The sequence below is a fragment of the Sphingomonas sp. FW306-1B-B10E genome, assembly GCF_058782005.1.
Genome location: NZ_JBYSXG010000002.1, coordinates 69,466 through 96,207, shown reverse-complemented (window position 1 = coordinate 96,207; position 26,742 = coordinate 69,466). Strand labels below are relative to the sequence as shown.

Here is a 26,742-nt window from a genome sequence, read left to right as displayed (position 1 = left end):
CGTCCCATGCTCACGAAGATGACATAAGCTTCATCGGTGCGCCATCGGGGTGACAGGAGCGATATGGCAATCTGCGTCAATGACGTTTGGATCCGCCACTCGCTCAAGATTGCCGTTGCTGCCGCGCAGCTGGCGCGGGATTGCCGCATGGCTGGGCCTGGCCGCCGCGCTCGCATTGCTCGGCGTCGCCGCGGCGGCGGGGTTCTTCGATCGCGACCCGATCCGGCTCTTCGGGACCGACGGCGGTCAGAAGAAAGTGGCCGCAGTGTTCTTCTCCGGCGACATGGGGCTGCGATTCGGCATGGGGCCATACGTCGCGAACGGCCTCGCCGGAATTGACGTGCCGGTGCTCGGCGTGTCGTCTTCGACGGCGTTCGCCACGCACCATAGCCGCGCGGAGACCGACGCGATCGTTGCGGCCGCGATCCGCGACACGCTGTGGCGCACCGGCGCGAGCCGGGTCGTCGTGCTCGGGCAATCCTTCGGCGCGGACATCGTTCGCGTCGGACTGGCGCATCTTCCCGAGGATTTGCGCGGCAAGGTCAAGGCCGCGGTGCTCGTCGTGCCCGGCGAGACCGCCTATTTCCGCGCCGATCCTTCGGGGCTCAGTTATCACGGCACGCCCGATGCCGGCCCGGCCGAAGCCGTGCAGGTCAGCTGGCTGCCGCTCACTTGCATCCGCGGCCAGGCGGAGACCGACAGCCTGTGCCCTGCGCTCAATATGCCCAATGTCCGGCGACTGACGCTGCCCGGCGGTCATTACCTGCGCAACGACCACGCGCTGCTCGTCCGCACGATCCTGCAATCGCTCGGCCCCGCACTTCCGCACTGAAGGAACCAGGATGCGACTTCTCCCTCTCCTGATCATCAATCTCGCGCTGATGGCGACGCCTGCCGCCGCGCATGGGCAGGGCGCCGCCGCCACGCCCGCGGCGCTTGCGGCAGTGCAGCCGGTGCTTGGCATCTGGGCCAATCCCAAGCGGACGATCGCCGTCAGGACCGCGCCGTGCGGCAAGGAGCTTTGCGGATCGATCGTCGAAGCCACCGCCAAGGCGCAACAGGACGCCCGCGACGCCGGCGTCTCCCAGCTGATCGGCACGCAATTGCTGCGGCAGTATCGCAAGACCGGCAGCGATCGCTGGTCAGGCACGGTGTTCGTCCCTGATATGGGGCGCAGCTTCTCGTCGCACATCGTCCAATTGTCGCCGAACGTGCTGCGGATCAGCGGCTGCATCCTGGGGGGCATGATTTGCAAATCGCAGGACTGGACCCGGCTCTGAACCGCCGCATGGCGGCTGCGCGGACACGCCTCGAGGCGTTGCGGCGGCCGCTCCTGCTGGTCGCGGTCCTGGCGATCGGGCTGCTCGGCTTCGAAGCGATGCGCGGCATCCTTGCCGAAGTGCACTATCACGACGTTCGCACCGCGATCGCGTCGGTCGGGGCGGGTCGCATCCTGCTTGCTCTGGCACTGACTGCGGCGAGCTATGTCGCGCTCACGTTCTACGACTGGTTCGCGGTGCGCACGATCGGTCGACGCCTGCCCTGGCGGACCGCCGCGCTCGCATCGTTTACCAGCTACACGCTGAGCAACAGCCTGGGCTTCGCGCTGCTCACCGGCGGGTCGGCGCGGCTGCGCGCTTATGGTGCCGCCGGGCTCGACTTCGCCGAGGTGGCGCGGATCACGGTGATAGCGTCGGCCACCTTCTGGAGCGGGGTGGTCGTGATGGCGGCCGTGGCGCTGGTAGCCGCGACCCGGCCGCTGTCGTTCGGCGCGTTCGTGTTCGGCCTGGGCGTGCAGCATGCGCTCGGCCTCGCCGTGCTGCTAGTGGCGGGGGCGGCACTTTTGCTCCGCGGCCGCGGCGCGCGCGAATGGCGGCTGGGCGGCGCGACCGTGCCGATCCCCCCTTTGGCGCTGCTGCTGGGGCAGGTTGGCATCTCGGCCTTCGACCTGGCCTGCGCGTCGGGCGCGCTCTACCTGCTCGTGCCCGATGCGCCGCCCGCATTGTTCGGGACCTTCTTCCTCGCCTATCTGCTGGCGATCCTACTCGGGCTGGTCAGCCACGTGCCCGGCGGCCTCGGCGTGTTCGAGGCGACGATCCTCGCGCTCGTGCCCATCGACCATGCCGAGCTGTTCGCGGCGCTGTTGCTCTACCGCCTCGTCTATTATCTGCTCCCGCTCGCACTATCCGGGGCGATATTGGTCTGGTTTGAGGGGCGACGGTTCCATGGGCCGATCAGCGCGGGGCTGAACGTGCTCGACCGGATCGGCCAATCGCTCGCGCCGCCGCTGCTCGCGCTGCTGGTGTTCGCGGGTGGGTTGGTGCTGCTCGTGTCGGGGGCCTTGCCCGGGCTCCACGGGCGGATGTCGGCGCTGCGGGACTTGGTGCCGCTGCCCTTCGTGGAGGCGACGCACTTCGCCGCGAGCCTGGTCGGGACCGCGCTGCTGCTGGTCGCGCCGGCGGTCCAGGCACGCCTGCGGAGCGGGTTCCACATGGCGCGGATGCTGCTGATCGCCGGCGCGCTATTCTCGCTGATGAAGGGCATCGACTATGAAGAGGCGGGCGTGCTGCTCGCGCTCGCATTGCTGCTCCAATATGGTCGGTCGGGCTTCTATCGCCGCGCGGGGGTCGGCGCCGCGCCGATCGAGCGCTGGTGGTGGGCCGCCGCGCTGATCGCGGTGGCGCTGAGCGCCTGGGCGGGCTTCTTCGCGTACAAGCATGTTCCCTATTCGGACGAGCTGTGGTGGGATTTCGCCTGGCGTGGCAACGCCCCCCGGTTCCTGCGCGCGACGCTGGGTGCGAGCGTGCTCGTCGCCGGCTGGGCATTCTGGCGCATTCTCGCCGCAGCGCCGGTATCCAGCCCGCCCACCGCGCTGCCGCCCGAGGTCGGGGAGACCGCGTTGCGCCGCGCGCGCCGGACCGACGCGATGCTCGCCTTCACTGGCGACAAGCAGTTCCTCGTCTCCGCGGCCGGCGATGCGTTCCTAATGTACTGCATCCAGGGGCGCACCTGGGTGATGATGGGGGATCCGGTCGGCCCAGCGGCGGCATGGCCGGAGCTGTTATGGGCACTCCGGCGCCGCTGCGATGCGATGCGCGGGCGGCTCTGCCTGTTCCAGGCGAGCGCCGAGTTGCTGCCGCTGATGGTCGAACTGGGGCTCCAGCCGATGAAATATGGCGAAGAGGCACGGATCGACCTGACGCAAGGCTTCGCGCTGGCCGGCGGGGCCTACAAGTCACTGCGCCATTCGACCAACAAGGCGGTGGCGGCGGGGCTGGAGTTCGATCTCCTGCCGCGCCACCAGGTCCTCGCCAATGGCACGGCGCTCCGCCGCGTCTCGGACGCCTGGCTGGCGGGGAAGGCGGGGGCGGAGAAGCGCTTCAGCCTAGGGCGCTTCGACCTCGACTATCTCGCCCGGTTCGACTGCGCCGTGCTGCGGCTTGGCGGGGAGATCGTCGCCTTCGCCAATCTCTGGGAGACGTCGAACCGCGAGGAGATGTCGGTCGATCTGATGCGGCATCTGCCCGACACACCCTATGGCACAATGGACCTGCTGTTCGTCCGGTTGATGCAGCTAGGAGCGGAGCGCGGATTCGAGCGCTTCAACCTGGGCATGGCGCCGCTTTCGGGGCTACGGGGCGGACCGCTCGCGCCCATCTGGTCGCGGCTCGGCGCCGCGATCTACGGCCATGGCGAGCGCCTCTACGGCTTTTCGGGGCTGCGCGCGTTCAAGGACAAGTTCCAGCCCGATTGGGTGCCGCGCTACATCGGCCTTTCGCCCGGCATCTCGGTGCCGCGCGCGTTGATCGACCTCGCGCAACTCGTCGGCGGTTGATGCGATCGTTCCTTGCTTTAACGATCACAACCGTTCGAGAAGCACGATCCGACTGCTGCGATCAGCCGTGTAGCGCGACCTGCTCGTTGACGAGGCCGGCCGCGGCAAGCTCGCGCTCGGCCTGAAAAAAGCCGTAGCCCGGTACCATCTCGCCATCGCGGTCGGACACTTCGGACCAGGCCGCGATAAGTTGCTCGCCGGCGTCCTCGGCAGCGCCGATTTGGACCCCATGGGTGAGGGTCACGTTGGCACGCGCGAAATGGCCGGCGCCGGCGCAAAGGATCGCGCGGTTCGGCGCCTCGTCTCCCACCAGCGCCAATAGCCCCGGGCTCACCGCCGCCGGGCCGAGCAGCGCCAAGCTCGTTTCGGAAAGCACCTCCTGCGTCATCTGGGTCGCGGCCGTGGGAGCAAGCGCGTTGACGCGGATGCCGTATTTCTCTCCCTCGATCGCGAGAGTCTGCATCAGCCCGACGACCGCCATCTTGGCCGCGCTGTAATTGGCCTGGCCGAAATTGCCGTACAGGCCCGAGGACGAGGTCGTCATCACGATGCGGCCGTGACGCTGTACGCGCATGATTTCCCACACCGCCTTCGAGCAGATCGCGGCGCCCATGACATGGACATCCAGCACCAGACGGAAATCGTCCATCGTCATCTTCGCGAAGCTCTTGTCGCGCAGGATACCGGCGTTGTTTATCAGGATGTCGACCCGGCCCCAGCGCGCCATCACTGCCGCAACCATCGCCTCGACTGCAGCCTCGTCGGTCACAGAGGCGGCGAATGCCATGGCCTCGCCACCAGCCGCGTCGATCTCGGCGGCGATCTGCAGGGCATCGGCTTCCGACACGTCGTTGACGAGGACCCTTGCGCCCTTGCCAGCGAGGTAGAGTGCGTGCGCTCGTCCCAATCCTGCACCGGCACCCGTTACGATCGCCACGCGTCCCGACAATGCCATATGTCCCTCCCGTTTTTGTTGAAGAGGGTCTATCGCGAGGTACGTTCACTAACAAGATAATGAATGAAAAATCGGCTGATTTCAGCGCCGCGCGCAGATCGCCAAGAAGCCCGCAGCCATGAACGACGCCATGCGGTCCTTCACGGCGACAAAATCGTCGGACTGGCAAAGTCCGCCCGAAAGCTTGTCGATGCGCCCCGTGCGGGCAAGCGTGAGCATCAATGCGCCGGTGACGAAGTGGTATCCCCAAAAGATGTCCTGCTCGGCACAATCGGGCAGCGCCTGCTTCAGCAACTCGATGAGGCGCAGCACGACCGGATCGAAATGCTCGTCCATCAGCTCGGCGCCCCATTCGGGCGTGTTCGCCACCTGCGCGCCGAGCGCGGCATAGTTCTTCCAGGCCTCACCGCCCTCGATGTACAGATCGAGGTCGGTATCGAGGAAAGCGCGCAGCGCGCCCTCGACGGTCGGGGCGCCGTTGCAGGCCGTGGCATAGGCCTCGAGCGCTTTCATCCGCCGCTCGCTCGAGACGACCGCGCGCCGCGCGAAGACTGCGTGGAAGAGCTTGCTCTTATCCTCGAAATAATAATTGAGCAGCGTGTGATGGACGCCGGCGCGCTTGGCGACCTGCATCAACGTGACGCCATGCAGCCCGTGCTTCGAAAAAAGATATTCGGCGGTATCGAGAATCTGCTCGATCGTCTCGGCGCGCTGCTCCGCCTTCTTGGTCCGCCGGGGCTTTTCATTCTCTTGCACGCGAATGTCCTTCGCGCCTGCAAGATCGAGCGTCAAGTCGATCGCATGCTGCTTGCTCAGGGTCCGCCATATTCGGCGCGGAGGCGCGTCTTGTCGATCTTGCCGGTGGCGGCGAGCGGCATCGCGGCGAGGCGCACCACGGTGTCGGGCACCCACCAGGAGGCGACGCGGCCCTTCAGCGGCGCGAGCAGCGCTTCGTCGCTGAGCGACTGGCGCTCCCGCATCTCGACCAGCAGGACCGGGCGTTCTCCCCAGCGCGGGTCGGATCGGCCGATAACCGCGGCGAGCGATACTTCGGGGATCGCGCCGATCACGGCCTCGATCTCGGCGGGATTGATCCATTCGCCGCCGGACTTGATCAGGTCCTTGGCGCGGCCGGTGATCGCCAGGTTTCCCTGGCCGTCGATCCGCGCGAGATCGCCGGTCGGGAACCAGCCATCGGCATCGGTCGCATCCTCGGAATGGCCGAAATAACGCGCGACAACCGCCGCGCCGCGCACGCGCAAATGTCCTTCCGCCCCGCGTTGCTCGGGTAGCGCGCGGCCGGCAGCGTCGGTAAGCAGCAGGTCGACGCCGATCGCCGGACGTCCCGAGAGCGCGGCGGCGCGCGCCGTGTCGTGCGGGGGGGATACCGTGCCGCTCGGCGAAAGCTCGGTCATGCCCCAACTGGTCTGGACGGTGACGCCGAGGACGCGCTCAACGCGTTCCATCAGCGCCGGTGCCAGCGGTGCGCCGCCCATGATGACTCGCTCGAGTGGGGGGAGGGTGGTGCCGGTCGCCTCGAGATGCTCGACCAGGCCAAGCCAGACCGTCGGCACGCCGACGCCGACGGTGACCCCTTCGCTCGCGATGAGCCGGGCGAGGCTAGCGCCGTCGGACTGGCGGCCGGGCAGCACGAGCTTGCCGCCCGCCGCGGGGACCGCGAAGGGAAGACCCCAGGCATTGGCATGGAACATGGGGACGACCGCGAGGACGGTGTCGCGGACCGATATGGCCATCACGTCGGTCTGCAGCAGCCGCAGCGTGTGGAGGTAGCTCGAGCGGTGAGTGTAGGTGACGCCCTTCGGCGCGCCCGTGGTTCCCGAGGTGAAGCACAGGCCCGACGGCGCAGTCTCGTCGAACGCGCCCCAGACGATATCGGTCGCTGCAGGCTCGATCAGCGGTTCGAGCGCGGCGACGGCCAGCCCCTCGTCAGGCAGGCGCATCCCCGCGACCGGGTCGATCACCAGTATGCGCGTTATCACCGGAGCGACGCGGGCGATGTCGAGCGCCAGCGGCAAGAGGTCGCCGCTGACTATCAGGATCGCCGCCTCCGATTGGACCAGCATCGCGCCGAGCTGCGCTGCGGTTAGGCGCGGGTTGAGGGTGTGGCAGACCGCACCCATCCCCATGATCGCATACCACGCCTCGACATGCGCCTGGCTGTTCCACGCGAGCGTGGCGACGCGGTCGCCAAGCTCCGTGCCGAAGCCTTGCAGCACTGCCGATATCTTGCGGCTGCGTACATGCAGGTCGCGATAACCGATCCGGTCGATGCGCCCGTCGCCCGCGGTCACCACTTCTGCATCGGGATGCCATCTCGCCGCATGTTCGAGGAACTTGTTAAGCGTCAACGCGAACGACTGCATGTCTCCGTCGATCATCGGCACCCTGCGGTCTTTGCTAGCGTCGGCGAGATTATGCCGGTGTCCCAGTTCCACGGTTGGTCGCCCGCGGCGCGGCGTCGGCAAACTGCGGCCTCGTGCAATGCGAACATTCCGGGGAAGAGCTTCCTGCCAGGCTGCGGCTTTTGGACGAAGGCCATGTAATTGGCGTCCTTGCCATAAGCCGCCCATGCCGGCTGGCCGGCCGCGACCGGAGTGCCGGTCTTCGCGAACGACGTCCAATAGCCGATCATCGCCTCAGCCAGCCGGCGCTCCGCGAGCGTGTCGGGGATCTTGGGCCAATAAGGTGGGGTGCTGCCGGCGGTGCCGAACACATAGGGAAGCTCGGCGGCGTGGAAGGCGTGCAGGCCGTTCTCGTCGGCGGCGGGATAGCCGTGATCGAACAGATAGAGATAGCCGCGCTGGCCGATCGCGGTCTGGCCGATCGCGAGGCGCGTCGAGGTCCAGCCATAGAGCGCATCGCGGGTGTTCGCGAGCATGCTCTCGCCGATCGCGTTCGAGGGATAGAGCGCCAGATAATAGTCCGCGAGATCGCCATAGCGGCTGCGGATCGCCTGCTCGTACGCGGCGGCACTGGCAGGAGCGGGGGGCAACAGGATCGGAAGCGAGCGGATCTCGCCGCTGTTGAAGCCGGCGAGGATCGGCACCCGCGCCTGCTCGCCGCGGTCCCAGGTGTCGACGAGCTGGCGGGTCAATACCTTGCCGTCGATCGACGCCCAGGGACCGAAGCCTTTCGCTGCGGCACCGTCGGTCAATTTTTCTGCATCCATCGCGCGGAGCGCGGGAAGGTCGGCGGCGCCGAGCGCGGTCATGATCTGGGTCCCCGCGGTCTCGGCCGAAGGCGTGCCGTGCGCCGCGCGCTTCAACTCGGGGGTCGAGATCATATAGGCGCTCTCGGCGATCGCCTTGTGGAACAGCCCGCGCGCTTGCGGCGAGGCCATCAGGTACATCACGCTGAGCGCGCCCGCGGATTCGCCCGCCACCGTGACGTTGCCGGCATCGCCGCCGAACGCGGCGATGTTGCGCTTGACCCATTGCAGCGCCGCAATCTGATCGAGCAGGCCGTAATTGCCGGAAATACCTTCAGCCGATCCCGCGCTCAGTTCCGGATGCGCGAGATAGCCGAGGATGCCGAGCCGATAGTTGATCGAGACGACGATGACGCCCCTCTCCGCCATGCGCGTGCCGTCATAAGTTGCTTCGTGGCTGTAGCCGCCGACCAACGCGCCGCCATGAATCCAGACGAACACTGGCAGGTTCTTCGCGTCCCTGGGCGCCCAGACGTTGAGCGTCAGGCAGTCCTCACTCATCCTATCGGGCGGGTTGGTGTAGATGCCTGCGCCGCGCGCATGCGGCTGGACGCAGGCCGGTCCGAACGCGATGGCCTTGCGCACGCCTTGCCAGGCCGGGAGCGCGGCTGGCGCCCTCCAGCGCATCGGGCCGACCGGCGGCTGGGCATAGGGAATGCCCTTGAAGACCCGGACATCGCCCTGCGTGCTGCCCTGAAGGCTGCCGGCAGGAGCGGCTATTGTCTGCGCGAGCGCGGGGCCGGCGTAGACCAGCAGGGCCGCCAGCGCCGCGCGGCATATCATTCTCATGCGGAAATCTCTGCGTTGCGGGTCTCGCGGCGCAGGATGCGCGCGAGCCAGAGGAAGAGCGTGATCGCAATCAGGTAGAAGGGCGCCAGCGTGTACAGCGCCGATTGCAGATACTGGGCGTGGCCATGCGCCTTGAACCAGTCGCTGGCCTGGCCGACCCAGGTCGGCCCGAGCCCGAGTCCGATGAAGTTCATCACCAAGAGCAGCAGCGCGCCCGAAAGCACGCGCTGGTCGGGCCGCACTTCGTCCTGCACCAGAGCGACCGAGGCCGAGAGGTAAAAATAGTTGAACATCATCACGATCGCGAGCAGCACGAGCGCCAGAGGCCAGCTCGGCGCCCAGATGAAGGCGAGGTAGAAGGGCATCGCGACGGCCAACGAAAGCGCGGGCGCGATGGCGTAGCCCGCGCGCGACTTGCGCGTCATGCGATCGATCACGCGCCCCGAGATCACCATCCCGCCACCCATGCCGAAGACCAGCACCAGCGCGTACCAGACCGCGACGTCCCCCAGCGCCATGCCCTTGTCGCGCATCAGGAACAGCACCGCGAAATTACCGAGACCGTAGGTGACGAACTGCGTCGCGCCGCTTCCCAATGCCGCGAGCATCAACACCGGACGCGAGAAGAACATTCTCAAGGTCGGCCAGAAGGCGGCTTTGGCTTCGCCTTCGCCTGCCGCGCGCACTGCATCGGTCGCGCCGCGCTCGGGTTCGCGCAGCAGCAGCTTGACCAGCAGCGCGGTGACGATGCCTACAATCCCGATGACGAGGAACGGCATCCGCCAGTCGTAACGCGCGGCGATCGCCGCCCCGAACGCGACTCCGATCGCCGCGCCGATCGCCGGCCCCAGGTTGAAGATCCCGAGCGCCGCGGCGCGCTTGCCCGGCGGATAGCTGTCGGTGATGATCGCGTAGGACGGCGGCACGCCGCCGGCCTCACCGAAGCCGACGACCATCCGCGCGATCACGAGCTGCGCGTAGTTTCCCGCCATGCCGCACGCGATCGTGGCGCCGCTCCAGATCGCGCAGGCGAGCGCGAGCACGCTGACGCGGTTGGTCCGGTCGGCGAGCCAGCCGACGGGAATTGCGATGAAGCAGTAGAACATCGCGAAGTACAACCCGCCGATCAGTCCGAGTTGGCCGTCCGAGACCTGAAGCGAGTCCTGGATCGGCTTGGCGAGAATGCCGATCAGCTGCCGATCGAGGAAATTGAGCACGTATACGAAGGTAAGGGTGACGAGCATCACCCACGGCGGCGCCCCGCCGGTCCGCTTGGCGACATCGATCGGGCGCGCGGCGGCCATCGCCTAGAGCCCGTAACCCAGGCGGATGCCGATCGTGCGCGGCCGCAGCGTGCCGAACCGGCTGACCAGGAAAGCCTCGGGGTGGATATAGGTTACCGAGTGATCGTCGAAGACATTCTCGACATAGAGCTGCGCCGAATAGGCGCCGCGCTTCAGCCCGAAGGTCAGGTTGGTGTTCACATATTCGTCGGTCTCGCCGAACGTCACGAGACGCACGTTAGGGGCCCCCGGGGTATTCGGGAACGAGCTGTTGTACGAGCCGACATATTGCGCATTCACGGCGATGTTCGCCTTGGTGTCGTTGCCGAGGTCGAAGCCGTAGGAAGTGAACAGCGCCCCCTGGAGCCGCGGCGCCGATAGCCGGTGGCCGAGCACCGCGCCCGAGATTGCTGCCTCGGTGGCGCTGAGCTTGGTGATCTTGGCGTCGTTATACGCTGCGTTGAAGCCAATGAACACCTCGCGCGCGGGCACGATGCCCATCTCGACTTCGAAGCCCTTGCTGCGCGCGCCGCCGATATTGGTTGCGAACTGCACCGAATCCGACACGCGATTGGCCTGGGCCTGGATGTTGGTCCAGTCAATCAGATAAGCGGCGGCGTTGATCATCACCAACCCGTTCAGGAACCGCGCCTTGGCGCCGACTTCGTAACTCTTCAGATCGTCCGACGACGCACCGTTGGGAATGACGATGTCGTTCGGATTGACCAGGCTCGGGCGCCCCGCGAACGCATTGACGATCGGTGCGCGGAAGCCGGTCGAGAAGGTCGCATAGGTGGTCAGCGCCTCGCTCGGCTTGAAGCTCGCGCTTGCCTTCCAGGACGGCTTGGAGCCGCTCGCCTTGACGCCCTCTACGGCAGCATAGGGCGTGAGCGTGTTGAAGTTCACCGGGATGCGCAGCAGCGCATAGGTGAAGTAGTTCTGGCCGAACGCGCTGGCGAGATACCCGCCCGCCTCGGTGAAGCCCTGCGCGGTGGTGCGTCCGTAGCGCATGCCGCCGGTCACCCAAAACTTGTTCGAGAAGCGATAGGTCAGCTCGCCGAAGCCCGCGAGCTCCTCGCTGATCTGATGGGTATATTGCTTCTGATAATATTGATCCGGCAGCCCAGTCAGGCCACGCGCCTGCAGAAACGCAAGGCTCGAGCGATAGAAATAGTCGACGTCGCGGCGGCGGTGGAGATAGAAGCCGCCAAGGACGAACTGGAGCGGGCCGTCCAGCGAGGAGACCAGCCGCGTCTCCTGGACGAACACCTTGTCATAGGCGTTGGCGTCGAGGCCGAATGCGATCGGCGCGCCCGGAAAGCCTGGCTGGGCGGGGAAGGTGCCGGCGAGATCGACCCAGAAGCGCTGGTCGAAATCCGAATAGGTCGACGAGCTCGTCAGTTTGGCGAAGTCGAATTCATAGTCGAGCGTGGCGTTGAGCACGGTCTGCTTGCCGGTGAAGCGGTCGGGCTGGTCCGAGATGCGTTTCTCGCGACCCAGCGATGGGCTGGTCAGCGACGAATCCTTGGGATCGCTGTCTTCATAGGAGCCGAGCAGCTTGATCGACAGCCGGTCGCTCGGTCGCCACAAAGCGACGAGGCGTCCGCCCCAATCTACCAGCTTGTTGGAATTGTGGACGCCGGTGCCGACATTGTCGAGGTAACCGTCTTCGTTGCGGTAGAAGCCGACGCCGCGCAACGCGAGCTTGTCGGTCGCCAGCGGCACATTGACCATCAGATTGTAGCGCTGGCGCAGACTGTCCGATCCGGTGAGCCCGATATCGGCGAGCGCCGAGACGTCGAAATCGTTGAGGTCCGGCGCCTTGGTGAGGATGCGCATCGCTCCCGACAGCGAACCCGAACCAAACAACGTGCCCTGCGGCCCCCGCAGGAACTCGACGCGCTCGACGTCGAACAGATTGGGATCGACCACGGTGGTGTTGCCGATCGTCGAGACCGGCAGCTCGTCGATATAGACCGCGACCGAGCTCTGCAGATTGGCATTGTAGCCGTTGGTGGCGATGCCACGCGCGGTGAAATTGTTGAAATTCTGGGTGGGGCGGTTGAGCACCACGCCCGGCGTCTCGCGTGCGATGCCTTCGAAGCCGACGATGCCCTTCTCGGTCAATTGCTCCTGAGAGAAGGCGGTGACGCTGAGCGGCACGTCCTGGACGCGCTCCGCGCGGCGTGTGGCGGTGACGACGATGTCGTTTTCCCCGGCCGGCCGAGCCTGATCCTGGTCGCCCGGGCCGCGCTGTTCTGCCGAGGGCGCCGCCTCGGGGGCGGTCTGCGCCTGCGCGCTCCCGGCGGCGATTGCGACGGCGCAGGCCGACGCGCGAAGAAATGCCCGCATGCTCTCTCTCCCATATTTGCCGATCGTCGGACCGCCGGCATTGCAGGGGAGAGTGCAGCGCCGGACCGCACTTGTCAACGTTCACTATCATGCTTGTGAATGTCGAGTGGATGCAAGCTTGTGCGCGGGAAAACGAAGTCGGAGGCGCCCCTGTGAGGAGCGTCTCCGACTATCATGGCATCTGTGGATAACGATCGTTGGGCTTGGGCGCCAACCGCCCGGCTGCGACGCTATCGCAAGCCGAGCGAGCGCTTGATGTCGCGCCAGGCGACGAGCTTGAAATTCTGCGCGCGCGGGGCGTTGGCACCGTCCTGGGCGATGAAGAGGCCGCCGGGATAGGCTGCGCCGAAATCGCCCGTGACGATGTCGATGCCGTCGGTTTCCTCGGTCGCGCCCAATGCGCCTGCGGCGACGCGGAAGCGGCCGACATAGCGTTCGTCGGATAGCCGGTAGACCGCATAGGCGCTGTCGCCCTGGCTCGAGACGAGCAGATAGCCGCCTTTGCCCCGCCCCTCGGCCGCCACCGCGACGCCCTCGGCATCGGCCACGAGGGTGGTGCCGTCGGCCGAAGCCAGCCGGACGGGGGCGACGTCGCCGCCGGGACGCGCGTCGAAGCGCCAGAGGCCGACATCTTCCTCGGCGACGTACAGCCGGTGGGTGCGCTCGTCGGTGGCGCAGCCCTCGGACTGCGTGCCGAGCTTCATCGTGCGGACCAATCGCGCGGCAGGGACGGGACCCAGATCGAGCGCGAGCTGGCGGATCGTGCCGTCCTTGATCACGTTGAACGCGTAGAGCGCCTTGCCCTCGCGGTAGAGACAAACACCATAGGCCTCGCCCGCGCCGGCGGGCAGCGCCGCGAGAGGGATGAGCGTGGCGCGGACCGGATCAAGGCGGAACAGCGCGAGCTTGGCGTTGCGCGGATCGTTGCGGTCGCTCGCTGCGACGATGATGCCGGCGGCCCCCATGTCGCGCAGGTCGACATTGTTGACGCGGCCCGCATCGAGGAACGACTTCTGTTTGCCGGCGAGATCGTAGACATAGAGCCCGGCTTTCTTGTCGGTCCCGACGATCAGGCTCGCCGCAGGATTGGCGGGATTGCGCCAGATCGCGGGATCGTCGGCGGCGTCGGCATTGGCGGTGCCGACCGCCTCGGTCTCGCCGCGCGCCTGGACCGAGACCGTCGTTGCCGACGACACGGCGGGGCGCCTCGCGGTGGCGGTGCAGCCTGCCCCCCCGAAGGACAGCAGGCCGCACAGGGCGATGAGGGGCGAACGCCGCATCAGAAGTTCACCCGGATTCCGCCCGAATAGCGGCGGCCGAAGCGCTCCCATTCGATCGTCTGGCCGGTGCTGGTCGGGCTCGGCACGCCGGTCGCGGTCAGCAGATTGCCCGGCTCCGAATAGCGGCGGCCCGGCTTGTCGAGCACGTTCGACACATCGACATAGACTTCGAAATTGGGCGTGATCGCGTAGCGGCCCGAAACGTCCATCTCGTCGTCCGCGGCCCAATAGGTGTCGCCGGCATCGGTCAGGTCGTCGGCGATGCCGTCGAGCCAGGTGCTGCGGCGCTGATACTGGACGCGCAGCGACAGGCCGTATTTCTCGTAATAGCCGCCGAGATTGTAGACCACGTCCGACGTGCCCGGCAGCCGCACCTTGCGCGCGGGGACCGTGCCGACCGCCGGCTTGGTCACTTCGCTGTCGTTGAGCGTGATATTGGCCGAGACGCCGAAGCCGCCCATCCAGCCGGGCAGGCCGAGATCGCCGGTCCATGGCTCGAGCTGAAACTGTGCCGCCGCCTCGGCGCCGAACACGCGCCCGTCGCCGCCATTGGTGATCCCGGTGAATTTATAGCCCGAGCGGTCGAAGCCGTCGCTGTCGAGCGCGTCCGAGCCGAAGATGCGCGTCTGGCGGTACAGCACGTCCTTGACCTTCTTGTAGAACAGCCCCGCCATCAGATAGCCCTGCGGACGCACATACCATTCGAAATAGCCATCGACGCCGTAGGCGCGCTCAGGCTTGACCGCGGGATTGCCGCCGGAGATCGACCCGTCGGTGTCGCTGATTAGGACATTCGGACGAAGTTGGTCGTAGTCGGCGCGGGCTGCGCCCGAATTGAATGACAGGCGTAGCTTCTTGGTATCGTCGACATTATAGTTGATGTGCGCGCTGGGGAAGAAGAGCGTCTGACTCGCTTCGGCTGTGCTCCGAATGCCGGAGGCGCTGCCAGTCCCGCGATTCTTGAGATGCTCGACGCGGACTCCACCGAGAATCGAACCCCAGTCATACTTCACCGTACCCATCACGAACCCGGCAAGGACCTGCTCGCGCACGTTGTAGTCGTTATCGCCTTTGGCGACTGGCGCGAAAGCGAAATTGGCCCGCGCCGCGTCGGAGATCGCGCGCATCTTGTCGGTGTCGAAATAGCGGAAGGTATAGCCCATCGGGATCTTGCCGAGGAACGAGTCGTTCAGCGCGAATTGGTTGAAGTCGGTGGGCAGGCCGATCGTGGCGAACTGCGCTGCTGTGCTGAGGCTGATTTGGTCCTCGTCGGCGATCTTGGTGCGCTGGTCGAACTGGAAGCCAAGCTTGAACACCGCATCGCCACCAGCAAAGCCAGTCTCGCGGGCGAGGACGAGCTTGCCGGTATAGGCTTTGGTGGTGTCGACGGCGTCAAGCACGGTGAAGGACGAAGGCGGCTTGGTGAAGGTGTCGATCGCGGTCACTGCCGTGCCGGCCTGGTAGCGCGTCGGGCCGCTGAGCTGCGTCGTGGTGAACAGCTGCAGCCGCGAATAATTGGGGTCGCTGAAATCGTAATGGACCGTCGGGCGCAGCGTGCGGGTGCTCGGGCTGTCCCACGATACCTCGCCGACCACCGAGCGATCGTCCTTCGATTCGGTGTAATTGGCGACCCAGTTGAGGTTCCAGCCGTCGGCGAAGTCATGATCGCCGGCCAGCGTGTTGGTGAAGATCGACTGGCGGAAGGCGCGCAGGGTCGAGCGCTGGCGGATGTCGATGCCGTAGATGGTGCCGACCTGCGGCGTGTTGCCGATGCAGACATCGGCATAGCCGCTGGTCGTCGGCGTCGGGTTCACCGTCGTCGCGCAGGCGGCGCTGCTGTTCGACAGGTCGCTCTGGCGGTCGTCCAGGTCGAAGCGGTAATTGTCGCGCGCCTCGTCGTCGGTGAAGATCGTGTAGATCGAGCGCAGCGAGATCGTGTTGTCGGCGTCGGGCTTCCAATCGAGCCGGCCCGAGACCGACCAGTTGCGGCGGGTCAGGCGATAGAGCTTGTTCTCGGCCTCGTGCGCCCAGAAGCGCGTGGCGTTGCCGGGGCGCTGGTCCTGCGCGACGCGCTCGTAATCGGTCTCGAAATTGTCGGTGACCATCGCGCGCTGATAATAGCTGCCCGAGACGAGCACGCCGATCTCGCCGCCGCCGACATTGAAGCGGTTGGACAGCACCGCCGAAGCTTCATATTGCTTGCGGTCGCCGAGCTCGGCCACGCCGATACCGGCCTTACCGGCGAAATGAAGCCCGCTATAGTCGAACGCCGAGCGCGTGATGACGTTGACGTTGCCGGCGACGGTCTCGCCCGGCATTTCCGGAGTCACTGCCTTCGATACGATGATCTGCGACGCGATCGCCGAGGGTATCGAATCGAAGCGCGCGTCGCGGCCTTCGGGACTGACGACGTTGATCCCGTCGAACGACAGGGTAGTCCAATAATTCGGCGCGCCGCGCAACGAGATGTAGCGCGCCTGGCCCTGGTCGCGCTCGACTGCGACGCCGGGCAGGCGGCCGGTCGCCTGGGCGATGTTCTGGTCGGGCAGGCGGCCGACGCCGTCCGCCGCGGCGACGGTCACCAGCGAATCCGAATTCTTCTGCACGGTGAGCGCGGAAGCTTCGGACTCGGCGATCGGACGCGAACCGGTGACCACGACGTCCTCGCCGGGAGCTTCGGCAGGCGCGTCCTGGGCCGCCGCCTGGCCGATCGTGAGCGCAGTGAGGGCAATGCCCGTCAAAATGGCGCGCTTGTGCGAAGACAGGGCCGCGCGCGGCCGTCCGGAACGAATTGGCATTTTTGAAATCCCCCTTGGCAGCGGATGCTGTTGGGGGTCCCGCTAGTCGGGATTTGCGACACTCCGCCTTCAGATATGCGTCGATTTTATTGCGTGGAGGAAACGATTAGCCCTTGTCGGCCGCCGGCGCGTCTCGGGCAGGTTCCAGCAGGGCGAACCAATCGGCATAAGGCGTGTTGCGGACCATATGCCGATTGAGATCCGGCGTGCCGTCGTCCCACCACACCGGCCCGCGTTCCCCCAACGCACGCTTCGTCTGGTCCACGGCTGCCCTGGCGAGCGCTTCCGCGCCTCGGTCCTGGCGGCGCGAGGCGTCCCCGACCGCCCGCCGCGCCGCCATCAACTCCTTGGTGAGTCTTTCGCGCTCGGCGGGCGGCAGCGCCGGGTTCGCCAGGCGCCACAGGCGGCCGCGCACGACGAAATAGCGTCCGTCGGGTGTGGCGGGATGACCGCCGACACGGCGCGGCTCAGCTACGCGTGCCGTCATTGTCGGGCGCGGTGACCGGGCTCCGCTTCGGCATCGTTCTCGCCGCCTGCCTTTGCTTGGCAGCACGGGCAGGACCGGGCTTCCAGCCGCTTGGCTTGCGCGGCCAATCGACGGCGCTCGTTCCGTTTCGACAGGGAAGGAAAAGCGGGTCCCGTTTGCATGATCGTCTCCAGCGTACTGCAGCTGGGACCTGAACCTCGGTGCGCCGATTTACGTTCCGCGCCCTGCCAGAACGCGCCGTCAGGAGGGCGCGACGATCTCGCCGACCCGAACGCCGTCCAGCCCCAGCCAAGCCGCCATTCGGTCGAGCTCGATCGTCAGACGCTCCACGGTCTCAGTGGGGGCGCCGCGCTCGAGCGTTACGCGGTGCGCGAGGAGAAGACCCGCCTGGCGGTCGGCCTTGAGATCAACCCGGGCGACCAGCGCGCCGTCCATCAGGAAGGGGAGGACGTAATAGCCGTGGGCGCGCTTCTCCTGCGGTACATAGATCTCGATGCGGTAGCGGAACCCGAACAGGCGTTCGGTGCGGCTGCGCTCCCAGACGAGCGGATCGAACGGGGCGAGCAGTGCCGCGCCGTGGATGCGGCGCGGCAGGTGCGCGTCGCGATGCATCCAGGCCTTCATGCTCCAGCCTTCGACGCGGACGGGGACCAGGGTGCCCGATTCCGCCTCGGCAGTGATCGCGTGATCCGCTTCGTCCGGCTTCAGCCGATAATAGTCGCGCAAGTCACTGGCGGTCGCCACCCCGAGCGCTTGGGCGCTCCGTTCGATCAACCCGCGTTGCGCGCTCGACGGATCGGGCGTCGGCAGGTCGAGGATGGCGCCGGGCAGCACCCGCTCGGGCAGGTCATAGACCCGCGCGAAGCTGTTGCGGCGGGTAGCGGTGGTGATCTTGCCCGACCAGAACAGCCATTCGAGCGCGTGCTTGGCCTGACTCCAATCCCACCAGCCGCTCTTGCTCGACCCGTTCTCGAAATCCGCGGCCGCCATCGGACCCTCCGCCGTGATCCGATCGAGTATCGCCTGCGCTTCGGCCCGGCCTTCCCCGGCAAATCGCCGCAGGGCCTGATATCCGATCTCGCCGCGTTCGGCGCGGGCCATCCGCCAACGCAGCAACGGATGGGCGTCGAGCGGCAGCAACGATGCTTCGTGCGCCCAATATTCGAACATTCGCCGCTGGCGCGCCGGGCCCCAGGCGTCGCGCTCGAGCAAGCCGCGATCATAGGCGCCCAGCCGCGAGAAAGCGGGCAGATAGTGCGCGCGCGTCAGGACGTTGACGCTGTCGATCTGAAAGAGCCCCAGGCGATCGAGCGTCTTCCGCAGATGCGCGCTGGTCGGCCGTTGGGGGTGGCGGACGCCAAAGCCCTGGGCTGCGAGCGCGATCTTTCGCGCGTCTTTGAGGGACAGGGACGTCGACACCGGCTGCTGCTTGGCGGTTGCGGGAGGGGAGCGTCAACCCTGGACGCCCTAACCAGCGGTGGCAGCCGCCGAATAGTCCATCGCCTGCAGGTCGGCGATCAGTCCGGGGCCGGTCGGCTCCCAGCCGAGCTGCGCCCGGGTCCAATCGCTGGAGGCGATCATGTCGAGACCGGCGAAGATCGCCAGCCATCCGAAATAAGCAGGCGCCTCGGCCGCGGACAACGATATGGCCGGCAGTCCCAGGCCGGCGGCAACCACCTCGGCGATCTCGCGCGTAGGTACCCCCGGTTCGGCAACGGCATGATAGCGTGCGCCCTTGCTTCCGCGGTCTAACGCCAGGACGTAGAACTTGGCGACGTCGCGCACATGCCCCGCCGACCAGCGGTTGGCGCCGTCACCAATATAGGCCACCGATCCCTTCGCGCGGGCATTCTCGATGAGGGGCGAGATGAGGCCCTGCTTGACCGGGTCGTGCACCTGCGGCAGGCGCACCACGCGCACGTCGACGCCCGCGTCGAGCAGCGCATTGCCGGCCTGTTCGGAGGCGATGCGTGGGATCGGGTGATCGGTGTTGAACACCGATTCGAGCGCCGGCCCGCCATCGCCCGGGTCGCCGATCGCCACGCCGGAGGTGATCAGAAGTGGCCGGTGAGAGCCTCGCAGCACCGATCCCAAAGCGGTGACGACGCGCCGGTCCTTCTCGCAATTCGCGACGAAATTGGTGAAGTCGTGATCGAAGGCAGTGTGGATCACGGCATCGGCGCGTTCGGCGCCGGCGCGCAGGCTGTCGAGATCCTCCAGCGTTCCGCGATGCGGTGCGGCACCTGCCGCCGCCAGGGCACGCGCACCGGAGTCGGAACGGGTCAGCCCCACTACTTGATGGCCGGCCGCCAGAAGCTCGGGAAGGATGCGCGAGCCGATAAAGCCGGTCGCACCTGTCAGGAATACGCGCATGGGTGTCTCCGAGATTGTCCGCAAGCGCATTACGGCCTAGATGTGATCCTGTTAAAGTAGTGACTTTATCATGGTATAATCATCAACAGGACCGCGCTGGTGGACACGCAGGCGAATGCACTTGGGACCTTCCTGCGCGATCGGCGGTCGCGCCTGGATCCGTCTGCGCTCGGCCTGAGCGCCGGCCGCCGCCGCACCCCGGGCTTGCGCCGCGAGGAGGTCGCCCAGCGCGCCAATATCTCGCCCACTTGGTATACCTGGCTGGAGCAGGGCAGGGGCGGCGCGCCGTCCTCCGACGTTCTCGATCGCATCGCCACCGGATTGATGCTGACCGAACCGGAGCGCGAGCATCTCTTCGTGCTCGGTCTCGGGCGACCGCCGCAAGCCAAATATCGCGGCTCAGACGAAGTCACGCCGCGGCTCCAGCGGGTGCTGGATGCGCTGCCGATCAGTCCGGCGATCATCAAGACGGCGACCTGGGACGTAATTGCCTGGAATGCCGCGGCGGCGGCGGTGCTGACCGACTATGGCAAGCTCCCGCGCGCGCAGCGCAACATCCTGCGCCTGATGTTCACCAACTCGCGGGTCAAGGCGGCGCAGGCGGATTGGCTGAACGTCGCGCGCTATGTCGTGGGCGCATTCCGGGCCGATGCGGTACGCGCCGGCGCCGCGGCGGAAATCACGCGGCTGGTCGAGGAATTGTCGCGGCTGAGCCCGGAGTTCGAGGCCTTGTGGCGCGATAACGACGTCGCCGGCAAGGCGGACGGACTCAAGCGGCTCCAGCATCCGGAGCATGGCCTGATCGAACTCGAATTCTCGTCCTTCGCGGTCGAAGGCCGGCCTGATCTGGGCATGATCGTCTACAACCCGGCCTCGACGGAAACGGCGCGCCGGATCGAACTGCTCGTGGCGTCGAGGGATACGGGTCTCGCGGAATAGGCTACCGCCGCTTGTAGGCTCACTTGAGGCGAAGAAGATTTCTTGCTCTAGTAGAGCGTTCCCCATTGCGATGGAGCCCAGTTCAGGACGGCCTCGATCTGCACCATCGCTGCGGTGTCGATCAGTTCGGCCCTGCCTTCGCGGGGCATGCACAGCCCGCTCGATGCGTCGCGACGGTGCTGCCACATATGATCGGCATAGGCCCGCATCGCCGCGAGATGGCGCCGCTCGCCGGTTGCGTCGTCGAGCAGCAACAGGTTCTTGAAATAGATCGCGTTGAACGGGGGCGGCTGTCCGTCCAGCTGCTCGACCCTGAAGCGCGCGCTGCTCGCCGCGGCGATCCTCTTGGCCTCGCCAAGGTAGCCCGCCTCGCGTGTCGCGCGCCAGAGTAAGACATTCACGCCGATCGGCACGCCCTGATTATAGGTCCAGACGGTCTTCTCAACGGTGCCGTCGGTCTTGAGATGATCGTGATAGAGCCCGTCGGGCCGCTGGAGCACGGCGTTGGTCCAGCGGTAAAAGCGGAGCGCGTCGTCGAGATAGGCGCGTTCGCCGGTGATCTGATGCAGCCGCAGGCCCAATTGCGCGGCAGGCATGTTGGAGACGGTGTTGCGGTCGCCATTGTCCGCCTTTTGCGTCCAGCGCACGCCGCCGGGAGAGGGCAGGGCGGCATCGGTCGACCAGCCCGAGCGGATCAGTTCAAACACCGCCTTGGCGCGTTCGAGCGAGGCCAGGTCGCCGCGGAAACGGTGGTGCTGCACGTCAGCGAGCGCGACCCAGAGATTGTCGTCATAATAAAGATCGTCGCCCTTGCCGAGCGGCGGGACGACCCGAGCCAGATAGCCTGGCCGCCCGGTGGTGCTCGTGTTCGCCCAGTAAAGCTGCTGCGCCGCGCGGACCTTGGCGAGCGCCGCGGCGTAACGGCGCGCACCCGCGGCGTCGGCCATGACCAGGTCGAGATAGGCGATATGCGCTTGCGAGAACGGCCATTCGGTCGCGTATTTGGCGTCTTCCGCGCGGGCTGGCGCATATTCGCGATAGAGGCCGGTACCGTCACCCAGCGCGAAGCCGCGCTCCATCGCCGCGCGCCAGCTTTCGGCGCGGGAGACGGGCGCCGCGGCGCGGCAGGCGGCGGGGAGCAAAGTGGCAAGCGCCGCTCCCGTGGCGAAGCTGCGCCGCGACAGCGCGTGCATCAGAAGCGGAACCGCGCGCCGAGCGCGAAGACTCGGCTGTCGTAGCGGACGTCGCGGGGATAGCCCGGCCCGGCCTGGTCGGGCGATTCACGCAGCGCGCGGAACGGCGAGCCGGTGATGTTGCTTACATCGAAGGTCAGCGTCACTGCCTCGATCGGCGTGACCGCCAACGAGAAATCGAGCCGCTCGATCGGCCGGTTGAACTCGGCCCCGATCAGCTGGCCTTGCGAGTCGGTAGCGAAGAAATTGGTGACCTTCGACCGCCAGTTATACGCCAGGCGTGCCGATACCGGTCCCTTCTCGTAGATGCCGACCGCGTTGAAGCTCCATTTGGAGACGCCCGGGATGTCGGTGTCCTGGCCGGCCTCGCCGAACGCCGCCGGCAGCGACTGCGATGCGTCGATATAGGTGGCGTTGAGCTGGGTGCCGAAGCCGCTGAGCCAGCCGGGCAGGAAGTCGAAGAAGGTCTGGAATGCCACCTCGGCGCCCTGCAACCTCCCGCGCCCGCCATTCTCGGGCCGGTTGACCAGCACCTGCCCATAGACCGGATCGTTCACCGGCACGTTGAGGTTGGTGATGAAGCCCCGCACGTCGCGGCGGAAGAGCGCGCCGGTTAGTGAACCGGTTCGCGTGAAATACCATTCGAGCGACAGATCGTAGTTGGACGACTGGATCGGCTGCAGCCCGATATTGCCGCTGCTGCCGGTCAGCGGCGTCGAATTGAGATTGATCGTCAGCGCCGGGCTGAGCTGGTTGAACTCGGGCCGGGTGCGCGTCTCGGTGGCCGACAGGCGCAGCTGAAGCTTGTCGGTAAGATGTGCGCGGAAGGTGGCGCTAGGCAATATGTCTACGTAATTCTGGTGCGACGTCGCCGGGGTCGGCACGCCATTGACCAGCCCGGTGCCCGTCGCCTCGGTTGCGGTGTTGACGATGCGTGCCCCAATCACGCCGTCGATCGGCAGCGATCCGATCCGCGTGTCGTAATGGACCTGGCCGTAGACGGCATAGGAGCGCTCGGTCGCGTCGAATTGCTCGTTGGCGATATAGGCCGGGATCTCTGTACCATAAGCGGCGAGCTGCGACAGCGCGTCCGGCGTACCGATTTGCGCCAAACCGGCGCGCGCCAAGTCGCGGATCGCGTTGATATTGTCGAAGATCGCGTCGCGCGTCGGCGCATACCATTGACGGAAAGGCTGCGCATCGCCGCTGCCGCGGAAGCCCGGATCGATCGGCCCGCCGTCACCTGGGATGGCCGAGAGCGGAATGCCGAGCGGGCGAAGCGTCGCATAGCGGCCGCCGCTGCGCAGCCGCGCATCACGATCGGTGAAGCGGAAGCCGAAGTCGAATTGGGTGATGACCGGCAGCTCGGTCTTGAGCTTGAGATCGGTGCGCCACTGTACGCCCCTGCCGCCGGCGTAAGAGCGGCGGTCCCAGAGGCCCCGCAGGATGAAATTGTCGGGTTTGAGCGCGTCGAAGCCGGGGATCGAGAGCTGCGGTCCGCCATCGCCGCCGGGGACGTCGAACACGATGTCCGCCGACTGGCCGGTCGCCGGCGCGAAGTCGATATTATGATCGGTATAGACCGCGTTGGTATCCGTATAGGCGAGGTCGGTGGTCAGGGTGGCGCGATCGTCGATCTCCCAACGCCCGCCGATGGCCGCCTGATAGGTGTTGGTGCGCCCGGCGCGGGTGCTGCGCGAGAAGTCGATATCCTCGCCGGCGGCGAAATTGGGCGTGACGGTCAGGCTGGCGAGCTGGCCCGGCGCATCGGGATCGCGGACGATGTTGCTGAGCGCGGGATTGCCGTTGACCGTGTCGACGCCGACAAAGTCGTTCTCGACATTGGTGCGCGCTGCCTGCCACAGCCCCTCGACGTAGAATTCGAGGTTGGGGGCCGGGCGCCACTGCAGCGCGCCGTTGATCGAGGGGCGCCAGCGCTTGCCGCGATCGTAATAGACCCCCGCCGATTCGGGCAAGACGAAGTCACGCGCGCCGGCCACCGCTTGCTCGGCGCGCGGCGCGACTATGTTGCCGTTGATAAAGCGCGACGAGGTCAGATAGTGGATCTGGGTGTAGGAGAAATTGATCAAAGCGCCGATATCGCCGATCCCGGTTTCCCAGCGATCGGTAACCAGCAGGTTGACGTTGGGATCCACCGTCTGCGCCTGGTCCGCATAAGTGGCGCGGACGGCGCCGGCGATCTGGAAACCCTGGAAATCGAACGGGCGGCGCGAGCGGACGTTGATCAGACCGGCGATGCCGCCCTCGATCAGATCGGCAGTGGTCGACTTGTAGACCTCCAACCCGGCCAGCGCACCGGCGGGGAAGTCCTGGAGCGCGACGTTGCGTAACTCGGCGGTGAATACCTCGCGGCCATTATAGGTGGTGGTCAGGTTGGGCAGGCCGCGCACCTGGACGCCGCCGGCCTCGTCGCTGCTGCGATTGACCTGGACGCCGGTGATGCGCGCCAGCGCTTCCGAGGCATTGTTGTCGGGCAGTTTGCCGATGTCCTCCGCCACCACCGCATCGACGATCTGGTCCGAATCGCGCTTGAGCGCCTGCGCGCTCTGCAGGCTGCGGCGAAAACCGGTGACGACGATGTCATCTTGATTCGCTGGGGCGGCTTCGGCGGGCTGCGGGTCGGGTGGTGTTGTCTGACTCAGCGCGGGTGGCGCGAAGACGATCGTCAGGCTCGACGCAGCCGACAGCCAGATGCCCCTCGGGGTACGCATACTCTCTCTCCTCGCCTCGCGCCTTGCTCGTTTCGGCAGGCGCGTTGTGCAGAGGTCTAGCTGGACGATGGAAAAGTAAAACAACTTCGTTTATTATTTGCGGCGGACCGTTTGAAGTCGGCCATGGATCGAAAACTATCGCTGGCAAAGGTGATCGTTCGAGGCTTCTTGGAAGTCCGACATCGCCGGGAAAAAGCAAGGTCCAACGGTCGCCTCAGGCGACCCGAATAGGGAGGATGATTAGATGACGGACAAGCGACTCGACCTCACCCGGCGCGATTGGATGCGCGGCGCGGCGGCTACTGTCGGCGTTCTCGCACTGCCGGGCCAGGCCTCGGCACGCCGCATCGCGCCGAGCGACCGGGTCAACCTCGCGGTGATCGGCGCGGGCGGCATGGGCGCGCAGAACATGACCAAGCTCACCAGCCAGAACATCGTCGCGCTCGCCGATGTCGACTTCGCGCATGTCGCCAAGGCGTTCGTTGACGGCAAGGGCGCGGCGCGCGCCGACCGGCTGCCGCTCAAGCAGGCTTATGATCGCGCCGCCAGGTTCGCCGACTATCGCCGCATGCTCGACAGCCGCAAGGACATCGACGCGGTCCTGATCGCGACTCCCGACCACCACCACGCGATCGCCGCCAAGACCGCGATGGAGCGCGGGCTCCACGTCTATGTGCAGAAGCCGCTGACCTATACGGTACGCGAAGGCCGGGTGCTGCTCGATCTCGCGCGCCGCAATCCCAAGCTGGTCACCCAGATGGGCAATCAGGGCCATTCGGGCGACGACGGCCGGCGGGTGGTCGAGCTGATCCGCGGCGGCGTCATCGGCCGGGTGCGCGAGGTCCATGCCTGGACCAACCGGCCTGTCTGGCCGCAGGGCGAGGCGCGTCCCGCCGCGGTGGCGAAGCCGGCGACCCTCGATTGGGATCTGTGGCGCGGGCCGGCGGCGGTGGATTGGGGCTATCATCCCGATTATGCCCATTTCAACTGGCGGGGCTGGGTGCCGTTCGGGATCGGCTCGCTGGGCGACATGGGCGCGCACCTGATCGACTTCCCGGTCTGGGCGCTCGAGCCTGGCCTGCCGACGCGGATCGAGACGCGGCACAGCCGCTGGGGCGGCGATGACGACATCTGGGACGGCAAGCCGCCCGCCGATCTCGGCAGCTATCCGCTCGCCAACATCACCACCTATCAGTTCGGCCATGCCAAGGGCGGACCGATCACGATGACCTGGTATGACGGTGGGCTGATGCCGCCGACGCCGGTGGCGATGCCGGCTACCGCGCGAATGAACCCCGATGGCGGCGTGCTCTATATCGGCGAGCGCGGCATGCTGATGCACGACACCTATGGCGAGAAGCCGGTGCTGATCGGCGCCGGTACCGAGGCGCGTGCCGCGGCGCTGCCGGTGTCGCTGCCGCGGATCCAGGGCGGACGCGAGGGGCACGAGATGAACTGGATCCGGGCGATCCGCGGCGAGGAGAGGATTTCGTCGCCCTTTGCCACCGCGGTGCCTCTCAACGAGACGATGATCCTCGGCATGGTTGCGATGCGTGCGGATCAGCCGATAGAGTATGACGGCAATGCGGGGCGAGTCACCAACGTGCCTGACGCCAACCGCTTTCTGGACCGGGAGTATCGCAAGGGATGGGCAATATGATCTTCGCCGCCGCCGCCGCCGTGGCTCTGCTCGGCACCAATGGTGCCTCCGTCGTCCAGACCACGCCCCAGGCCCGTCCGCAGGACACCGAAGTCTGGGCGCCCGAAGTTCCCGTCGTCACTCCGGGGCCGGCCGTTACGGTCGCGCCGCCGTCCGATGCCGTGGTGCTGTTCGACGGCAAGAACCTTAGCGAATGGGTCTCGACCAAGGACAAGTCTCAGGCGCGCTGGACGGTGGCCGACGGCGTGCTGACGGTGCGCAAGGGCACTGGCAACATCGAGACGCGGCGCAAGTTCCGCAACTATCAGCTGCACCTCGAATGGCGGGTCCCGGCCAACATCACCGGCGAGGGCCAGGCGCGCGGCAATAGCGGGCTGTTCCTCGCATCGACCGGCGACGGCGACGCCGGTTACGAGCTGCAGATCATGGATAGCTTTCGCAACAAGACCTATGTCAACGGCCAGGCGGGCGCGATCTACAAGCAGTTCGCGCCGCTGGCGAACCCGGTTCGCGCGCCCGGCGAGTGGCAGAGCTACGACGTGCTGTGGACCGCGCCGGTCTTCGCCGCCGACGGCTCGCTGACCAGCCCGGCTTATGCGACCGTGCTGGTGAACGGCGTGCTCGTCCAGGACCATGTCGCGCTCAAGGGCGAGACCGTCTATATCGGCACGCCGCGCTACACCGCGCACGGCCCGGCGCCGATCAAGCTCCAGGACCATGGCGATCCCAGCCCGGCGATCAGCTTCCGCTCGATCTGGTTGCGCGAACTGAAGTGAGTTGATCCGCATCCACGGTTGAAGTTGGCAAATCCTGTGGCGGGAGAAAAGCTATCCGCGC

Annotated in this window: 19 protein-coding genes; 6 read left to right on the top strand and 13 right to left on the bottom strand. The window is 66.6% G+C overall.

Annotation, left to right across the window (positions count from 1 at the left end; all coding sequences use genetic code 11):
* Window positions 1-79 precede the first annotated feature (79 nt).
* From AC3WJI_RS01465 to mprF, 3 genes are read left to right on the top strand one after another with little or no spacing between them, the layout of a single operon-like run.
* A complete protein-coding gene (locus tag AC3WJI_RS01465; RefSeq protein ID WP_492755453.1) occupies window positions 80-832 on the top strand; it encodes an AcvB/VirJ family lysyl-phosphatidylglycerol hydrolase in 753 nt (250 codons plus the stop codon).
* Window positions 833-842: 10 nt separating this feature from the next.
* Window positions 843-1,280 carry a DUF2147 domain-containing protein gene (locus AC3WJI_RS01460; RefSeq protein ID WP_492755452.1) on the top strand — a complete coding sequence of 146 codons (438 nt, stop codon included), beginning with the start codon at window positions 843-845 and terminating at the stop codon, window positions 1,278-1,280.
* A gap of 8 nt (window positions 1,281-1,288) precedes the next feature.
* Window positions 1,289-3,835, top strand: coding sequence for a bifunctional lysylphosphatidylglycerol flippase/synthetase MprF (mprF, locus tag AC3WJI_RS01455; protein ID WP_492755451.1), 2,547 nt, complete (start codon window positions 1,289-1,291; stop codon window positions 3,833-3,835).
* A gap of 61 nt (window positions 3,836-3,896) precedes the next feature.
* On the opposite strand, the gene AC3WJI_RS01450 is transcribed toward mprF, so the two are convergent.
* From AC3WJI_RS01450 to AC3WJI_RS01400, 11 genes are all read right to left on the bottom strand, one after another.
* Complete coding sequence (locus tag AC3WJI_RS01450; RefSeq protein ID WP_492755450.1) at window positions 3,897-4,790, bottom strand: SDR family NAD(P)-dependent oxidoreductase; 894 nt, start codon at window positions 4,788-4,790, stop codon at window positions 3,897-3,899.
* Between the two features lie 81 nt (window positions 4,791-4,871).
* Entirely contained in the window at window positions 4,872-5,546 is a 675-nt protein-coding gene (locus AC3WJI_RS01445; RefSeq protein ID WP_492755449.1) for a TetR/AcrR family transcriptional regulator, read from the bottom strand.
* A 56-nt stretch (window positions 5,547-5,602) separates the two neighbouring features.
* On the bottom strand, window positions 5,603-7,189 hold the full coding sequence (locus AC3WJI_RS01440; RefSeq protein WP_492755448.1) for an AMP-binding protein: 1,587 nt from the start codon (window positions 7,187-7,189) through the stop codon (window positions 5,603-5,605).
* Window positions 7,186-8,808: a carboxylesterase/lipase family protein gene (locus AC3WJI_RS01435; protein WP_492755447.1), complete on the bottom strand. Its 1,623-nt coding sequence runs from the start codon at window positions 8,806-8,808 to the stop codon at window positions 7,186-7,188. Before AC3WJI_RS01435 ends, AC3WJI_RS01440 begins: the two co-directional genes overlap by 4 nt.
* On the bottom strand, window positions 8,805-10,112 hold the full coding sequence (locus tag AC3WJI_RS01430; RefSeq protein ID WP_492755446.1) for a spinster family MFS transporter: 1,308 nt from the start codon (window positions 10,110-10,112) through the stop codon (window positions 8,805-8,807). The genes AC3WJI_RS01435 and AC3WJI_RS01430 overlap by 4 nt, the downstream gene beginning before the upstream one ends.
* 3 nt (window positions 10,113-10,115) lie before the next feature.
* Complete coding sequence (locus AC3WJI_RS01425; RefSeq protein ID WP_492755445.1) at window positions 10,116-12,443, bottom strand: TonB-dependent receptor; 2,328 nt, start codon at window positions 12,441-12,443, stop codon at window positions 10,116-10,118.
* Window positions 12,444-12,673: 230 nt separating this feature from the next.
* A complete protein-coding gene (locus AC3WJI_RS01420; protein ID WP_492755444.1) occupies window positions 12,674-13,723 on the bottom strand; it encodes a phytase in 1,050 nt (349 codons plus the stop codon).
* Window positions 13,723-16,464, bottom strand: coding sequence for a TonB-dependent receptor (locus AC3WJI_RS01415; protein WP_492755443.1), 2,742 nt, complete (start codon window positions 16,462-16,464; stop codon window positions 13,723-13,725). Before AC3WJI_RS01415 ends, AC3WJI_RS01420 begins: the two co-directional genes overlap by 1 nt.
* 163 nt (window positions 16,465-16,627) lie before the next feature.
* Complete coding sequence (locus AC3WJI_RS01410; RefSeq protein WP_492755442.1) at window positions 16,628-17,008, bottom strand: hypothetical protein; 381 nt, start codon at window positions 17,006-17,008, stop codon at window positions 16,628-16,630.
* Window positions 17,009-17,248: 240 nt separating this feature from the next.
* Window positions 17,249-18,427 carry a winged helix-turn-helix domain-containing protein gene (locus tag AC3WJI_RS01405; RefSeq protein ID WP_492755441.1) on the bottom strand — a complete coding sequence of 393 codons (1,179 nt, stop codon included), beginning with the start codon at window positions 18,425-18,427 and terminating at the stop codon, window positions 17,249-17,251.
* Window positions 18,428-18,475: 48 nt separating this feature from the next.
* The gene (locus tag AC3WJI_RS01400; protein ID WP_492755440.1) at window positions 18,476-19,381 is read right to left on the bottom strand and encodes an SDR family oxidoreductase; all 906 of its coding nucleotides are present in this window, start codon (window positions 19,379-19,381) and stop codon (window positions 18,476-18,478) included.
* Window positions 19,382-19,477: 96 nt separating this feature from the next.
* On the opposite strand from AC3WJI_RS01400, the gene AC3WJI_RS01395 reads away from it, so the two are divergent.
* Entirely contained in the window at window positions 19,478-20,320 is an 843-nt protein-coding gene (locus AC3WJI_RS01395; RefSeq protein WP_492755543.1) for a helix-turn-helix transcriptional regulator, read from the top strand.
* Window positions 20,321-20,367: 47 nt separating this feature from the next.
* Here AC3WJI_RS01395 and AC3WJI_RS01390 read toward each other — a convergent pair whose 3' ends face one another.
* Window positions 20,368-21,513 (bottom strand): glycoside hydrolase family 76 protein, encoded by a 1,146-nt coding sequence (locus AC3WJI_RS01390; RefSeq protein WP_492755439.1) that lies wholly within the window; start codon window positions 21,511-21,513, stop codon window positions 20,368-20,370.
* Window positions 21,513-24,245, bottom strand: a complete 2,733-nt coding sequence (locus AC3WJI_RS01385; protein ID WP_492755438.1) for a TonB-dependent receptor — start codon at window positions 24,243-24,245, stop codon at window positions 21,513-21,515. The genes AC3WJI_RS01390 and AC3WJI_RS01385 overlap by 1 nt, the downstream gene beginning before the upstream one ends.
* A 244-nt stretch (window positions 24,246-24,489) precedes the next feature.
* Between AC3WJI_RS01385 and AC3WJI_RS01380 the strand changes: the two genes are divergently transcribed.
* Together AC3WJI_RS01380 and AC3WJI_RS01375 are read left to right on the top strand one after the other, a co-directional pair.
* On the top strand, window positions 24,490-25,905 hold the full coding sequence (locus AC3WJI_RS01380) for a Gfo/Idh/MocA family oxidoreductase (protein WP_492755437.1): 1,416 nt from the start codon (window positions 24,490-24,492) through the stop codon (window positions 25,903-25,905).
* Window positions 25,893-26,681: a 3-keto-disaccharide hydrolase gene (locus AC3WJI_RS01375; RefSeq protein WP_492755436.1), complete on the top strand. Its 789-nt coding sequence runs from the start codon at window positions 25,893-25,895 to the stop codon at window positions 26,679-26,681. The genes AC3WJI_RS01380 and AC3WJI_RS01375 overlap by 13 nt, the downstream gene beginning before the upstream one ends.
* The last annotated feature ends 61 nt before the right edge of the window (window positions 26,682-26,742 follow it).